The sequence below is a fragment of the Superficieibacter sp. 1612_C1 genome (assembly GCF_015234305.1).
Taxonomy (GTDB): Bacteria; Pseudomonadota; Gammaproteobacteria; order Enterobacterales; family Enterobacteriaceae; genus Superficieibacter.
The window spans coordinates 76,054-90,296 of sequence record NZ_JADGMI010000006.1; the positions used below are offsets into that span (position 1 = coordinate 76,054).

At 55.6% G+C, this 14,243-nt stretch carries 13 protein-coding genes; 12 read left to right on the forward strand and 1 reads right to left on the reverse strand.

Annotated features, from left to right (window positions below; all coding sequences use genetic code 11):
* Positions 1 to 105: 105 nt before the first annotated feature.
* Complete coding sequence (locus INT84_RS19505) at positions 106 to 1,200, reverse strand: cellulase family glycosylhydrolase (RefSeq protein WP_194208136.1); 1,095 nt, start codon at positions 1,198 to 1,200, stop codon at positions 106 to 108.
* A gap of 191 nt (positions 1,201 to 1,391) precedes the next feature.
* Here INT84_RS19505 and INT84_RS19510 point away from each other — a divergent pair, with 191 nt between their 5' ends.
* The 12 genes from INT84_RS19510 (at position 1,392) to INT84_RS19565 (ending at position 14,212) form a co-directional block, all read left to right on the forward strand.
* Positions 1,392 to 2,399: a LacI family DNA-binding transcriptional regulator gene (locus INT84_RS19510; RefSeq protein ID WP_194208137.1), complete on the forward strand. Its 1,008-nt coding sequence runs from the start codon at positions 1,392 to 1,394 to the stop codon at positions 2,397 to 2,399.
* A 362-nt stretch (positions 2,400 to 2,761) separates the two neighbouring features.
* The gene (proV, locus tag INT84_RS19515; RefSeq protein WP_194208138.1) at positions 2,762 to 3,964 is read left to right on the forward strand and encodes a glycine betaine/L-proline ABC transporter ATP-binding protein ProV; all 1,203 of its coding nucleotides are present in this window, start codon (positions 2,762 to 2,764) and stop codon (positions 3,962 to 3,964) included.
* Positions 3,957 to 5,021 (forward strand): glycine betaine/L-proline ABC transporter permease ProW, encoded by a 1,065-nt coding sequence (gene proW / locus INT84_RS19520; RefSeq protein ID WP_194208139.1) that lies wholly within the window; start codon positions 3,957 to 3,959, stop codon positions 5,019 to 5,021. The genes proV and proW overlap by 8 nt, the downstream gene beginning before the upstream one ends.
* Positions 5,022 to 5,089: 68 nt before the next feature.
* Positions 5,090 to 6,085, forward strand: a complete 996-nt coding sequence (gene proX / locus INT84_RS19525) for a glycine betaine/L-proline ABC transporter substrate-binding protein ProX (RefSeq protein WP_176919555.1) — start codon at positions 5,090 to 5,092, stop codon at positions 6,083 to 6,085.
* A gap of 128 nt (positions 6,086 to 6,213) precedes the next feature.
* Positions 6,214 to 7,383, forward strand: coding sequence for an MFS transporter (locus INT84_RS19530; protein ID WP_194208140.1), 1,170 nt, complete (start codon positions 6,214 to 6,216; stop codon positions 7,381 to 7,383).
* Between the two features lie 102 nt (positions 7,384 to 7,485).
* A complete protein-coding gene (locus INT84_RS19535) occupies positions 7,486 to 8,232 on the forward strand; it encodes an AzlC family ABC transporter permease (protein WP_194208141.1) in 747 nt (248 codons plus the stop codon).
* Positions 8,222 to 8,557, forward strand: a complete 336-nt coding sequence (gene ygaH / locus INT84_RS19540) for an L-valine transporter subunit YgaH (RefSeq protein WP_194208142.1) — start codon at positions 8,222 to 8,224, stop codon at positions 8,555 to 8,557. The genes INT84_RS19535 and ygaH overlap by 11 nt, the downstream gene beginning before the upstream one ends.
* Positions 8,558 to 8,647: 90 nt before the next feature.
* A complete protein-coding gene (mprA, locus tag INT84_RS19545) occupies positions 8,648 to 9,178 on the forward strand; it encodes a transcriptional repressor MprA (protein ID WP_176919982.1) in 531 nt (176 codons plus the stop codon).
* Positions 9,179 to 9,304: 126 nt separating this feature from the next.
* Positions 9,305 to 10,477 carry a multidrug efflux MFS transporter periplasmic adaptor subunit EmrA gene (emrA, locus tag INT84_RS19550; protein ID WP_194208143.1) on the forward strand — a complete coding sequence of 391 codons (1,173 nt, stop codon included), beginning with the start codon at positions 9,305 to 9,307 and terminating at the stop codon, positions 10,475 to 10,477.
* Between the two features lie 15 nt (positions 10,478 to 10,492).
* Complete coding sequence (gene emrB / locus INT84_RS19555) at positions 10,493 to 12,031, forward strand: multidrug efflux MFS transporter permease subunit EmrB (protein ID WP_176919984.1); 1,539 nt, start codon at positions 10,493 to 10,495, stop codon at positions 12,029 to 12,031.
* A gap of 361 nt (positions 12,032 to 12,392) precedes the next feature.
* Positions 12,393 to 13,100 (forward strand): RNA ligase family protein, encoded by a 708-nt coding sequence (locus tag INT84_RS19560; protein WP_194208144.1) that lies wholly within the window; start codon positions 12,393 to 12,395, stop codon positions 13,098 to 13,100.
* The gene (locus INT84_RS19565; RefSeq protein ID WP_194208145.1) at positions 13,097 to 14,212 is read left to right on the forward strand and encodes an ATP-binding protein; all 1,116 of its coding nucleotides are present in this window, start codon (positions 13,097 to 13,099) and stop codon (positions 14,210 to 14,212) included. Before INT84_RS19560 ends, INT84_RS19565 begins: the two co-directional genes overlap by 4 nt.
* The last annotated feature ends 31 nt before the right edge of the window (positions 14,213 to 14,243 follow it).

Genomic DNA, 14,243 nt, shown 5'->3' on the forward strand with positions numbered 1-14,243 from the left:
TAGCTCTTTTTGGGGTATTTTCATTACCGTTGCCATAAGAAATTCCTTTCTTTCCCCCGGTCAGGACACCGGGGGGTATATTTTAAAAATTGTTTTTCTAATTCGTCAGAAGCGTGGGTGCAGATCAATACGGGCAAGATGTGATACCAGTTCCAGCTCAGCTTTACGGAATGGCAGCCCGTTTTCATCGAAAACATCGTGGAACCAGAGGTGAGCATAATCGCCCTGCTCTTTCAGAACGCCAGGCCACGGCATAAAGGTTTGCGTTTTCCCGCGTACCAGCCCCCACTGATACGGCACCACGTTACAGCCATGCATAAGCGGTAGCTGCGCCTCAAAGGTGCTGCCGACGTGACGGGCCAGCCATTCGGTGCAAAACAGCGGACGACCAAATTGCTCCACGTGACGGATCGCGCGGACCATTTTTGCCGTGCCGACATAGGCGTGAAAACTGATCACGTCAGAGAGCTCCAGTGCAGCGCGATCGACCGGGTGCTGATAGATCTCCTCATCCGGCTGCTCCGGATCCTGCGAAAGATGCCAGGCGCTTACGGTCAAAGGCTGAACAGGATCTTCGTCTCGCGCCCACTGGAAGGCCTTCGTCATTAACTCCAGCGCAAAACGCTCCAGCTTTTCATCGTACAGCACCTCTTCGGTCCCGCTGGCAAAGGTGCCGCGGTTGCCCGGCTCGTTGTACAAATCCCAGACAACAATACGCGCATCTTCGCGGAAGGTACGGATGATATCGCGCACATAGCGTTCGATTTCCGGCCAGACCGCATAATCGCACACCTTGTCACGGCCCGGGCTGGCGGCGGCCTGGCTATTATGTTTGCCGGGCACCGGCGCTTTTTGCGGCCCGAGATAAGGTTCATCGCCGGAGAATCCGCAGTCGTCCATCAGGGTGAGCATGGTACGAAAACCATGTTTCGCCGCTATCGTTAAAAAAGCGTCGATGCGGCTAATCAGGCCGTCGCGATCGTGCTGCCAGACGATAAACGGCAGGTTGATACGCAAGGTGTTATAACCCACGTCCTGCGCCCACCCCAGCTCTTGATCGATAGTCGGCGCATCGAAGGTTTCGGCCTGCCAGATATCGGTCCAGTTCACGGCGGTCCGTGGCAGATAGTTAAATCCGCACATCCAACCCTGCTGCTGATACCAATGATTTGCCTGCTCTTTACTCCATTGTTGACGCATAATTTCTCCTGTAGTCGCTCGCAAGTAATATTTATTAGCTAATAAATATTACTTAGTATCCTGAACCGCAAGATCGCCGTGAGGTAATTGTTACGACGATCACATTCCATCGCTTTTACGAGCGCGGCCAGAAAACCCCTGTCAGGCTATGGTATAGTGGGTCAGAAATCAGATAACCGATGGCGAAGGTTATGAAAAAGAAAGAAAAAATTACCATGAACGATATCGCTCGCGAGGCGGGAGTCTCGCAGGCGACGGTGTCACTGATCCTCAATAACTCACAGAGCATTAAGCTCAGCGATGAAACGCGTCAGCGGGTCATCGGCACCGCGCAAAAGCTGGGATATAAAAAGATCCCCTCGCCGCATCAGCTGGAGGGGCAGGAGGAGCTTGCTATCCTGGTCAACGCCATGCCCGGCTACGATCCTTTTGTCGATGCGTTTAATCAGGCCAGGGATGCCGCCTGGCGCAACAGCACCCTGCTGACCATTTACGACTACGGTGATGATGGTGAACTGGCGATCCATATTATCCGTCAGCTTGAACAGCGGCGCTGCACCGGAATTATTCTTGCGTCCCCTATCACCAGCGCGATTGATTTCGCACCGTTTGACAATTGCACCCGCATCCCGCTGGTGCTGCTGAACGTCTATGACCGCAACTATCCGATGGTGCCGACGTTTTTGCCGAACGATTATGCCAATGCCTTGCAGGTTACCCGTCATCTGATCGGCCAGGGCGCGCGACGCATCGCGCATATTACCGGCGATCGCTGGATGGATGCGTCACAACATCGTCTGGAAGGGTATAAAGCGGCGCTGGCGCAGGCAGAGATCGAGTTTGACCCTTCGCTGGTTATCAGCACCAACTGGCAGCTTAATGAAGCCCGGTGCGCCACCCGCCAGCTGATGCAGTGTTCACCGCCACCGGACGCCATATTTTGCGCCAGCGACTGGCTCGCGCTGGGTTGCTATCAGGCGCTGGCCGAATTGCAGATCAGCGTTCCTCAGCAGGTGATGGTAGCCGGCTACGACGATCAGCGCTATACCAGCCAGCTCACGCCGGAATTAACCAGCGTTCAGCTTCCCTACGCCGAGCTGGGGCGGCTCGCCGTGGAATATCTTTGTGAGGGTGAAGATACGGCCACCCAGGTGATGATGACCGGAAAACTGATGGTCCGTCAGTCGACCCAGCGTTAGCCTTGTCATGATTATTCGTCAGGAAATATCCCTTGTTTCCTGGCCGGATATTTCCCAAAGATTGCATATTTATCACACATATATTTCAATTTAGGTTAAGGTTAATAGTGCAAAGCATAATCGTCAGAATCATCCGATTCAGGACGTTCTTCTGTTGTGGCTATAAAAAAATATCAACTTTATTCGATTCCCGCTCAGCCCTTATATCATGGGAAATGCCGCCGATCCTGGTACGGCAATATTCATGCCAACCGGCAGGGTGAGGGTTGCCTCAGATTCTCAGTGTGCTAGGGTATACCGCGGTGATTATTTCTTACAGGTAGCAAATCGACAAAAGCAAATAACGGGAATCTTTTTATTGCATGGCAATTAAATTAGAAGTTAAGAATCTATATAAAGTATTTGGTGAGCATCCACAGCGCGCATTCAAATATATCGAGAAAGGACTTTCGAAAGAGCAAATTCTGGAAAAAACAGGGCTATCGCTTGGCGTTAAAGACGCGAGTCTGGCCATTGAAGAAGGCGAGATATTTGTCATCATGGGATTATCCGGCTCGGGTAAATCCACAATGGTACGCCTTCTCAATCGCCTGATTGAACCCACCCGTGGACAGGTGCTGATTGACGGCGTCGATATCGCCAAAATCTCAGATGCTGAACTCCGCGAGGTGCGCAGGAAGAAGATTGCGATGGTGTTCCAGTCGTTTGCACTGATGCCACATATGACCGTGCTGGACAATACCGCGTTTGGTATGGAGCTGGCAGGCGTTGCTGCGCAGGAGCGTCAGGAAAAAGCGCTGGATGCGTTGCGTCAGGTCGGCCTGGAAAATTATGCCCACGGCTACCCGGATGAACTATCTGGCGGTATGCGTCAGCGCGTCGGTCTGGCCCGCGCCTTAGCCATCAATCCTGATATTCTGTTAATGGACGAAGCGTTCTCCGCCCTCGATCCGTTAATTCGTACCGAAATGCAGGATGAGCTGGTGAAATTGCAGGCGAAGCATCAGCGTACCGTGGTCTTTATTTCTCACGACCTGGATGAAGCGATGCGCATTGGGGACCGCATTGCCATTATGCAAAATGGTGAAGTGGTTCAGGTCGGTACGCCGGATGAAATTCTCAATAATCCGGCCAATGATTATGTGCGCACCTTCTTCCGTGGTGTGGATATTAGTCAGGTCTTCAGTGCGAAAGATATTGCCCGCCGTAGTCCGGTAGGGTTGATTCGTAAAACGCCGGGCTTCGGTCCGCGTTCAGCGCTCAAATTATTACAGGATGAAGATCGCGAATACGGTTATGTGATTGAACGCGGCAATAAATATGTCGGCATTGTCTCCATTGACTCCCTGAAAGCGGCGCTCAGCCAGCAGCAGGGTATCGACGCGGCGTTAATCGATTCCCCGCTTGCGGTGGAGGCGCAAACGCCGCTCAGCGAACTGCTTTCCCATGTGGGCCAGGCACCCTGTGCCGTACCGGTAGTGGATGAAGAGCAGCAATACCTCGGCATCATCTCAAAACGGATGCTGCTACAGTCTTTAGATCGCGAGGGGGCTACCAATGGCTGATCAAAATAACCCGTGGGAAACCGCACCTGCCGCCGACAGCGCAGCACAATCCGCCGATGCCTGGGGCACGCCCGCCGCGCCCGCCGACGGTGGTGGAAGCGCCGACTGGCTTAATAGCGCGCCTGCGCCAGCACCAGAACATTTCAATATCATGGATCCGTTCCACAAGACGCTGATCCCACTCGATAGCTGGGTGACGCAGGGGATCGACTGGGTGGTGACTCACTTCCGCCCGGTATTCCAGGGCATTCGCGTGCCGGTGGATTATATTCTCAACGGTTTCCAGCAGCTGCTGCTGGGAATGCCTGCGCCGGTGGCGATTCTCGTCTTTACCCTGATTGCCTGGCAGATTTCCGGCCTCGGCATGGGGATCGCGACGCTGATCTCCCTGATTGCCATTGGCGCGATTGGCGCATGGTCGCAAGCGATGATCACTCTGGCGCTGGTGCTCACCGCGCTACTGTTCTGCGTGATACTGGGACTGCCGCTGGGGATCTGGCTGGCACGAAGCCCGCGTGCGGCGAAAATTATCCGTCCGCTGCTGGATGCGATGCAAACCACGCCCGCGTTCGTTTACCTGGTACCTATCGTCATGCTGTTCGGGATCGGTAACGTGCCGGGCGTAGTGGTCACCATTATCTTCGCCCTGCCACCGATTGTGCGCCTGACGATCCTCGGTATTAATCAGGTACCGGCGGATCTCATTGAGGCATCGCGCTCCTTTGGGGCCAGCCCGCGTCAGATGCTGTTTAAAGTGCAGCTCCCGCTGGCAATGCCAACCATCATGGCAGGCGTCAACCAGACGCTGATGCTGGCCCTCTCGATGGTGGTGATCGCCTCGATGATCGCCGTAGGCGGTCTGGGTCAAATGGTACTGCGCGGTATTGGCCGTCTTGATATGGGTCTGGCGACCGTTGGCGGCGTCGGGATCGTGATCCTCGCCATCATTCTTGACCGCCTTACCCAGGCCGTTGGCCGCGATTCCCGCAGTCGCGGTAACCGCCGCTGGTACGCGACTGGCCCGCTGGGATTAGTCACTCGCCCCTTCATCAAATAATCACCCTTGCCCGGCGGCGCAACGTCTGCCGGGCCTGCCCGACCTCACTCAATTAAAAAGGAACAACGATGCGACATAGCACGATTTTAGCCACTGCCCTGGCCACTCTTGTTTCCACCAGCACCTTTGCGGCCGATCTGCCGGGTAAAGGCGTAACCGTTCAGCCGGTGCAGAGCACCATTTCTGAAGAATCCTTCCAGACGCTGCTGGTCAGCCGCGCGCTGGAGAAGCTGGGCTACACCGTGAATAAGCCGAGCGAAGTTGACTATAACGTGGGCTACACCTCCATTGCTTCTGGTGATGCGACCTTTACCGCCGTTAACTGGCAGCCGCTGCACGACGATATGTATGCCGCCGCGGGTGGCGACAAAAAGTTTTATCGTGAAGGCGTGTTTGTGACCGGTGCGGCGCAGGGGTATCTGATCGATAAAAAAACCGCCGAGCAGTATAAAATCACCAATCTCGCTCAGCTGAAAGATCCGAAGATTGCCAAAATCTTTGATACTAACGGCGATGGCAAAGCGGACATGATGGGCTGCTCGCCGGGCTGGGGCTGTGAAGCGGTTATTAACCACCAGAATAAAGCGTTTGATCTGGAAAAAACGGTTGATGTCAGCCACGGCAACTACTCAGCGATGATGGCGGATACCATTACCCGCTTTAAAGAAGGTAAGCCGATCCTCTATTACACCTGGACGCCGTACTGGGTGAGCGATGTGATGAAACCGGGTAAAGATGTGGTCTGGTTACAGGTGCCGTTCTCTTCACTGCCGGGTGAGCAGAAAGATATCGATACCAAACTGCCGAACGGCGCGAACTATGGTTTCCCGGTAAATACCATGCATATCGTCGCCAACAAAGCCTGGGCGGAGAAAAACCCGGCGGCGGCGAAGCTGTTCTCGCTGATGAAACTGCCGCTGGCGGATATCAACGCGCAGAACGCGATGATGCATGAGGGTAAAGCGTCCGAGGCTGATGTCCAGGGCCACGTTGATGGCTGGATCAAAGCCCACCAGCAGCAGTTCGACGGCTGGGTGAAGGACGCGCTGGCAGCGCAGAAATAATCGTTCTGATCTCCCCTCCTCCACGGGAGGGGATAACCCCAACCGCACAATCCAACACGCTCTCCCTCCCCGTTAGCATCAATCATTCGTTATTATGGGTACAACGTAAATAACCATCACTGATAACAATGAACAAATCTACTCAGGCGCTGAGCCCGACGCTTATCGTGCTTATGTCCGTCGCCACCGGCCTTGCCGTCGCCAGCAACTATTATCCACAGCCGCTGCTCGATACCATCGCCAGAGCGTTTTCTCTGACGCCCGGCCAGGCAGGATTTATCGTCACGGTGGCTCAATTAGGCTACGCGGCAGGTCTGCTGTTCCTGGTTCCACTGGGGGATATGTTTGAACGGCGCAAACTGATTGTCTCCATGACGCTGCTTTCAGCGATCGGACTGTTAGTGACCGCCAGCAGTCAGTCGCTCGCGGTAATGCTTCTCGGTACCGCGCTGACCGGCCTCTTTTCGGTAGTGGCGCAGATCCTCGTCCCGCTGGCCGCCACCCTCGCCACACCGGAAAAGCGCGGTAAAGTGGTGGGAACCATTATGAGCGGTCTGCTGCTTGGCATTCTGCTGGCGCGAACGGTAGCCGGACTTCTCGCCGATCTGGGTGGCTGGCGCACCGTCTACTGGGTGGCCGCCGTGTTAATGACATTAATGGCCCTGGCCCTGTGGCGCGGCCTTCCGAAGATAAAACAGGAAAACCACCTTAACTATCCGCAGATCCTCGGCTCGGTCTTTACCCTCTTTCTGCACAACAAGCTGTTGCGCACCCGCGCCATCCTCGGCTGTCTGACCTTTGCGAACTTCAGCATTCTGTGGACCTCGATGGCCTTTCTGCTCGCCTCCCCGCCGTTTAACTATTCAGAAAGCATGATTGGCCTGTTTGGTCTGGCGGGTGCCGCAGGCGCGCTGGGCGCACGCCCCGCGGGTGGACTGGCGGACAAAGGCAAAGCCCACCTGACAACCACCGTCGGCCTGCTGCTGCTGCTGCTGTCGTGGATAGCCATCTGGTTCGGCCACGCCTCTGTGCTCGCATTGATTATCGGTATTCTGGTGCTCGACCTCACCGTTCAGGGCGTACATATCACTAACCAGACGGTGATTTACCGCGTGCAGCCCGATGCGCGTAATCGCCTGACCGCAGGCTACATGACCAGCTATTTTATCGGCGGCGCGGCAGGCTCGCTGATCTCCGCCGCTGCCTGGCAACACGCGGGCTGGGCGGGCGTCTGCGGAGCGGGCGCGATTATCGCGGTACTGAATCTGTTGGCCTGGTGGCGCGGTTCAGCTTACTAATCTTGTCTGACGGTGGGATGTTAACCCCTCCCGCCGTCTGGTATGGTGTTATAACCTGTTAATTCACGTGATTATCACCCCGGTTATAAATCAATCAAAAATATGGCAAGCCCCGCTCACACTTCCGATAGCTTTCCGCTTAATCAGGCCACCCTGTTTGAGGGGATCAAAGACAGTCTGCCCATCGTAATCAGTTATATCCCGGTCGCCTTCGCCTTTGGCCTTAACGCCACCCGGCTTGGCTTTACACCCGTTGAGAGCCTCTTTTTTTCCTGCATCATTTATGCCGGTGCCAGCCAGTTTGTGATCACTACCATGCTGGCGGCGGGCAGTTCGCTGTGGATTGCGGCGCTGACGGTGATGGCGATGGACGTTCGTCACGTTCTGTACGGCCCTTCCCTGCGCAGCCGGATTGTCACACGGCTTAGTAAGCCTAAAACGGCACTGTGGGCTTTTGGTCTCACCGATGAAGTCTTTGCCGCCGCCACCGCTAAACTGGTGCGGGACAATCGCCGCTGGAGTGAAAACTGGATGATCGGCATTGCCTTCTGCTCGTGGGCGTCCTGGGTGCTGGGAACGATCGTCGGTGCCTGGTCAGGCAACGGCCTGCTGGCCGGGTATCCCGCCATCGAAGCGGCGATGGGTTTTATGCTCCCGGCCCTGTTCATGAGCTTTCTGCTGGCCTCTTTTCAGCGTAAACAATCGCTTTGCGTGACGGCTGCTCTTATCGGTTCGCTGGCAGGCGTTACCCTGGTCTCCATTCCGGTCGCCATTCTGGCGGGCATTACCTGCGGATGCCTGACCGCACTAATACAGGCATCTCTGAAGGAGAAAAAGCATGAGCAGTAGCGTTCTTTTACTCGGTCTGCTGGTGGGCAGCGTGAATTACCTGTTTCGTTATTTGCCGCTGCGCCTGCAATCAGGTCGCCCCGCCCCGGTAAAACACGGCGCGTCCGGCGTGCTGCTCGACACTATCGGCATCGCTTCTATCTGCGCACTGCTGGTGGTCTCCAGCGCACCAGAGGTTATCGCTGATGTACAACGCCTGCTGCCCACCCTGGTAGGATTTGCCGTGCTGGGCATCAGCTTCTATAAGACCCGCAGCATTATTATTCCAACACTCTTGAGCGCTGCCGCCTATGGATTGGCCTGGAAATGGCTGACGAATATATAATTGGTAAATATTAATTTAGGTAATTAATGGATTTACTTTATTTGTCACTGTCGTTATTATATCGGCTGAAACTAATGAGGTCATGCCCAAATGGATAGTTCGTTTACGCCCATTGAACAAATGCTAAAATTCCGTGCCAGTCGCTATGAGGAGTTTCCCTTCAAGGAAGTGCTTCTGACTCGCCTGTGTATGCATATGCAGGGCAAACTGCTCGAAAACCGCAATAAGATGTTGAAAGCACAGGGGATCAACGAGACGTTATTTATGGCGCTCATCACGCTGGAGTCTCAGGAAGATCACAGCATTCAGCCTTCCGAATTAAGCTGTGCGTTAGGATCATCTCGTACTAATGCCACCCGTATCGCCGATGAGCTGGAAAAGCGCGGCTGGATCGAACGTCGTGAAAGCGATAACGATCGCCGTTGCCTGCATCTGCAACTGACTGAGAAAGGCCATCAATTCTTACGTGAAGTCCTTCCCCCTCAGCATCAGTGCCTGAACAAACTCTGGTCAGCGCTGAACACCACTGAACAAGAACAGCTTGAGCAGATCACGCGTAAGCTTCTGACCCGTCTCGATCAGATGGACGAAGAAGGCGCAATCCTCGAGGCGTTGCGCTAACGTTTCGTGTCGCTCGCATATCCTGATTAAAAAGAAATTGACAGGCCAGCAGGCTAAAACTGCTGGCCTGTCTGACAAACTGGTCGGCATAAGCCGATGTGAAATAATAAGATCGTGGAGAATAACATGAGCGAAAATGCGGCGATTCCAGCCCCGCAGCAACCGGTGAAGAAGAAGGGCAAGCGTAAACGCCTGCTTCTGCTTTTGACCCTGCTCTTTATTATTATTGCCGTGGCATGGGGAATTTACTGGTTTTTGGTTCTGCGTCATTTTGAAGAAACCGACGATGCTTACGTCGCAGGGAATCAGGTGCAAATCATGGCGCAGGTGTCGGGCAGCGTAACGAAAGTCTGGGCCGATAACACTGACTTCGTGCAAAAAGGCGACGTACTGGTCACTCTTGATGAGACCGATGCTCAGCAGGCGTTTGAAAAAGCGCAGACCGAACTCGCCTCCAGCGTGCGCCAGACCCGCCAGCAAATGATTAACAGCAAGCAGTTGCAGGCGAATATCAACGTGCAGAAAACGGCGCTCTCTCAGGCGCAAACCGACCTCAACCGCCGCGTGCCGCTCGGCTCCGCCAACCTGATTGGCCGGGAAGAGTTGCAACATGCGCGTGATGCTGTTGCCAGCGCTCAGGCGCAGCTTGACGTGGCAATTCAGCAGTACAATGCCAATCAGGCGATGATCCTCGGCACCCGCCTTGAAGATCAGCCAGCGGTGAAGCAGGCCGCGACCGAAGTGCGTAATGCCTGGCTTGCGTTGCAACGTACCAAAATCGTCAGCCCGCTGACCGGCTACGTTTCCCGCCGCTCGGTTCAGCCCGGCGCGCAGATTAGCCCAACCACGCCGCTGATGGCCGTGGTGCCCGCCACTAACCTGTGGGTAGACGCTAACTTTAAAGAGACCCAGCTTGCGCATATGCGTATTGGCCAGTCGGTTACCGTCGTCAGCGATGTCTATGGCGACGATATCAAATACACCGGTAAAGTGGTGGGCCTGGATATGGGTACCGGCAGCGCCTTCTCGCTACTGCCTGCGCAGAACGCCACCGGTAACTGGATCAAAGTGGTTCAGCGTCTGCCCGTGCGTATCGAACTGGACCAGAAACAGCTTACTGACCATCCGCTGCGCATTGGTCTGTCTACGCTGGTGACCGTCGATACGACCAATCGCGACGGACAAATGCTGGCGAATCAGGCGCGTAAAAATCCGGCATACGAAAGTAACGCCCGCGAAATCAGCCTTGAACCTGTTAACAAACTCATTAATGACATTGTGCAGGCTAACGCAGGGTAATTTAAGGTGAGCGTAATGCAACAGCAAAAACCGCTGGAGGGCGCGCAACTGGTCATCATGACCATCGCGCTGTCGCTGGCGACCTTCATGCAGGTGCTGGACTCAACCATTGCTAACGTCGCGATCCCCACTATCGCCGGGAACCTTGGCTCGTCACTGAGCCAGGGAACGTGGGTGATTACCTCCTTCGGCGTGGCGAATGCGATCTCCATTCCGATCACCGGCTGGCTGGCAAAACGCGTCGGGGAAGTAAAACTGTTCCTGTGGTCCACGGTGGCGTTTGCGATTGCCTCCTGGGCCTGCGGCGTCTCCAGCAGCCTGACGATGCTGATTTTCTTCCGCGTCATTCAGGGGATTGTGGCCGGGCCGCTGATCCCGCTGTCGCAAAGTCTGCTGCTGAGTAACTACCCGCCCGCCAAACGCTCCATCGCGCTGGCGCTGTGGTCGATGACGGTGATCGTCGCGCCGATTTGCGGGCCGATCCTCGGGGGCTATATCAGCGACAACTACCACTGGGGCTGGATCTTCTTCATCAACGTGCCGATCGGCATTCTGGTGGTGCTGCTGACCCTGCAATCGCTGCGCGGACGCGAGACCCGCACCGAGCAACGGCGAATTGATGGCGTCGGGCTGGGGCTGCTGGTGCTCGGGATTGGCAGTCTGCAAATCATGCTTGACCGGGGTAAAGAGCTGGACTGGTTCGCGTCCAGTGAAATTATCGTGCTGACGGTGGTCGCCGTGGTGTCGATTGCCTTCCTGATCGTCTGGGAGTTGACCGACGATAACCCGATTGTCGATCTGTCGTTGTTTAAGTCGCGCAACTTTACCATCGGCTGCCTGTGTATCAGTCTGGCCTATATGCTCTACTTCGGCGCGATTGTCCTGTTGCCGCAGCTATTGCAGGAGGTCTACGGCTATACCGCCACCTGGGCCGGTCTGGCTTCGGCTCCCGTCGGGGTGATCCCGGTACTCCTGTCGCCGATTATCGGCCGCTTTGCACATAAACTGGATATGCGCCGTCTGGTGACGTTCAGCTTTATCATGTATGCGGTCTGCTTCTACTGGCGTGCGTATACCTTCGAACCCGGCATGGATTTCGGTGCCTCGGCGTGGCCGCAGTTTATCCAGGGCTTTGCCGTCGCCTGCTTCTTTATGCCGCTGACCACGATTACGCTTTCCGGCCTGCCGCCGGAGCGTCTGGCCGCCGCATCGAGTCTGTCGAACTTTACGCGAACCCTTGCCGGGTCGATTGGCACCTCAATCACCACAACCCTGTGGACCAACCGCGAGTCGTTGCATCATGCGCAGCTCACCGAGTCGGTTAATCCGTATAATCCCGAGGCCCAGCAGATGTACGATCAGCTTCAGGGACTGGGTATGACGCAGCAGCAGGCGTCCGGCTGGCTGGCGCAGCAAATTACCAATCAGGGGTTAATTATTTCCGCCAACGAGATCTTCTGGATTTCGGCAGGGATATTTATTCTTCTGCTCGGGCTGGTCTGGTTTGCCAGGCCGCCGTTTGGTGCAGGCGGTGGTGGGGGTGGAGCCCACTAAATATAATGGGATCTGCGGATCCCATTCAGACCGCTGAAAAAGTGGGTTGTCAGGGGAAACACCGGGATTGGGGTCCCGGAGGGAGGCCCAACCCGGTGGTCGCCCCGTGTTCCACGGACGGTTTATCATCAACCCCAATGGGATCTGCGGATCCCATTTTTTTGCAATCACTTTTTAACCCGCGTATTATCTCCCCGCCCCGCTCTTTCCGTTCACTTTTCAACCGGTGCTGAGCCATCCGCTCGGTCGTTTTTCCACTGATTGCCCTCCCGCCTGGCCCGATTAACCGCCATGCCGGGGATCGCCACGCTGATTTTCCTCGCGCTTTCAGCTCAACTAAAAAACCGAATAATGGATTATCATGAATACCCAACGAAAATACGGGAGAACCTGGCACTATCCTTTCTCCCCCGGCACCACCAGCGAAGATCGCATTAACGCTCACTACTGGCAGGATTTGCAGGCGATCGCTTCCCTGGTGCATACCGAAAAACTGGACGGCGAGAATAATTGCCTCAATCGTCACGGCGTTTTCGCCCGTTCGCACGCCGCGCCGACGGACTCCGCCTGGACGCATAAAATCCGCCAGCGCTGGCAGTTGCTGAAGCACGATCTGGGCGATCTGGAGCTATTTGGCGAAAATCTGTATGCCGTGCATTCCATTGAATATCACCAGCTTGAGCAGGACTTTTACCTGTTTGCCGTGCGCTGTCATGAGACATGGTTAAGCTGGGAAGAGGTGAAGTTCTACGCCGCGCTGTTTGATTTCCCCTGCGTACCGGAAATCACCATTGACCCGCCGGGCAACAGTGAGCCAGCATGGCGGCAACGCTTTCTGACGCATACCGATAGCCGCGGCGCATTCGCGCCGTTTGATGTCCATACCGGCCTGCCCTGTACGGTGGAAGGTATCGTCAGCCGCAACGCTGACGCCTTCCCGGTGGCGGATTTTGCCCACAACGTTTTTAAATACGTGCGGAAAAACCATGTCAAAACTGACCAGCACTGGAAACGCCACTGGCGACGTGCGCGAATGGCATGGGAGTTTCAACCAGGAGAAAAAGCATGATCTGGACGATGAGCCAGACGCAAAGCTGGCCTGACCTTCGCCAACAATTCAGTTGGGTGGACGAGATGCACAACGTGCCGCAGGACGCGCATCATCATGCGGAAGGTAATGTTGGCATTCATACGGAAATGGTGCTTGATGCGCTGCGTGCGCAAGCCAGCTATCAGGCGCTGAAGCCTCAGCAGCAGGCGCTGTTATGGGCCGCTGCGCTGCTGCACGATGTTGAAAAACGCAGCACCACGCGTATTGATGAAGAGGGACGCATCTCCTCTCCTGGTCACGCGCGCAAAGGGGAACTGACTGCCAGAGAAATTCTCTTCCGTGATATTCCCACGCCGTTTGTGCTGCGTGAGCAGATTGCCTCGCTGGTACGCCTGCATGGCCTTCCGCTATGGCTGCTTGAGCGCCCTGCCCCCGAACGGTTACTGCTTAGCGCAGCGATGCGGGTTGATACCCGGCTGCTGGCAATACTGGCCCGCGCCGATGTCGAAGGTCGGGAGTGCGCCGATAAAAACGTGATTCTGGATCGCATCGCGTTATTTGAACTGTTTTGTCAGGAGCAACAGTGCTGGGGTCGGGAACGTCCATTCCCTTCCTCCGCAAGCCGCTGGCACTATCTGACGCACCCGGACAGCGCGCCGGGTTTCGAGCCGTGGATTGAGCAGCCTTTCGAAGTGATTTTGCTCAGCGCCCTGCCGGGGATGGGCAAAGATCGCTATATCGCGGCGCACTGCCACGCTATGCCGGTCATCAGCCTTGATGATATTCGCCGTCGCCTCGGCGTGACGCCGGAAAACCGGGCGGCAACGGGGCGTATCGTGCAGCAGGCAAAAGAAGAGGCGCGGGTATTGCTGCGGCAAAAAACGCCGTTTGTCTGGAATGCCACGAACATCACCCGCCAGCTACGCACGCAGTTAGTCTCGCTTTTTACTGCCTATGGCGCGGAGGTCAAAATTGTCTATCTGGAGGTGCCGTATCAGCAGTGGAAGCAGCAGAACAGGAACCGACAGCATGCGGTGCCGGAGACGGTATTACAGCGGATGTTGACGAAGCTGGAGGTGCCGCAGCCCGATGAGGCGCAGCGCGTGGAGTATCGGGTTACCGACCCGTAAAACAAGGCGGGCAGGGATATCCCTGCCCGAT

What these genes read in the sequence shown, in the direction of transcription:
- proV (WP_194208138.1), top strand. Translation starts at nt 2,762, where the DNA reads ATGGCAATTAAATTAGAAGTTAAGAATCTATATAAAGTATTTGGTGAG.
- proX (WP_176919555.1), top strand. Translation starts at nt 5,090, where the DNA reads ATGCGACATAGCACGATTTTAGCCACTGCCCTGGCCACTCTTGTTTCC.
- emrA (WP_194208143.1), top strand. Translation starts at nt 9,305, where the DNA reads ATGAGCGAAAATGCGGCGATTCCAGCCCCGCAGCAACCGGTGAAGAAG.
- ygaH (WP_194208142.1), top strand. Translation starts at nt 8,222, where the DNA reads ATGAGCAGTAGCGTTCTTTTACTCGGTCTGCTGGTGGGCAGCGTGAAT.
- INT84_RS19560 (WP_194208144.1), top strand. Translation starts at nt 12,393, where the DNA reads ATGAATACCCAACGAAAATACGGGAGAACCTGGCACTATCCTTTCTCC.
- mprA (WP_176919982.1), top strand. Translation starts at nt 8,648, where the DNA reads ATGGATAGTTCGTTTACGCCCATTGAACAAATGCTAAAATTCCGTGCC.
- proW (WP_194208139.1), top strand. Translation starts at nt 3,957, where the DNA reads ATGGCTGATCAAAATAACCCGTGGGAAACCGCACCTGCCGCCGACAGC.
- INT84_RS19565 (WP_194208145.1), top strand. Translation starts at nt 13,097, where the DNA reads ATGATCTGGACGATGAGCCAGACGCAAAGCTGGCCTGACCTTCGCCAA.
- INT84_RS19505 (WP_194208136.1), bottom strand. Translation starts at nt 1,200, where the DNA reads ATGCGTCAACAATGGAGTAAAGAGCAGGCAAATCATTGGTATCAGCAG.
- INT84_RS19510 (WP_194208137.1), top strand. Translation starts at nt 1,392, where the DNA reads ATGAAAAAGAAAGAAAAAATTACCATGAACGATATCGCTCGCGAGGCG.
- emrB (WP_176919984.1), top strand. Translation starts at nt 10,493, where the DNA reads ATGCAACAGCAAAAACCGCTGGAGGGCGCGCAACTGGTCATCATGACC.
- INT84_RS19530 (WP_194208140.1), top strand. Translation starts at nt 6,214, where the DNA reads ATGAACAAATCTACTCAGGCGCTGAGCCCGACGCTTATCGTGCTTATG.
- INT84_RS19535 (WP_194208141.1), top strand. Translation starts at nt 7,486, where the DNA reads ATGGCAAGCCCCGCTCACACTTCCGATAGCTTTCCGCTTAATCAGGCC.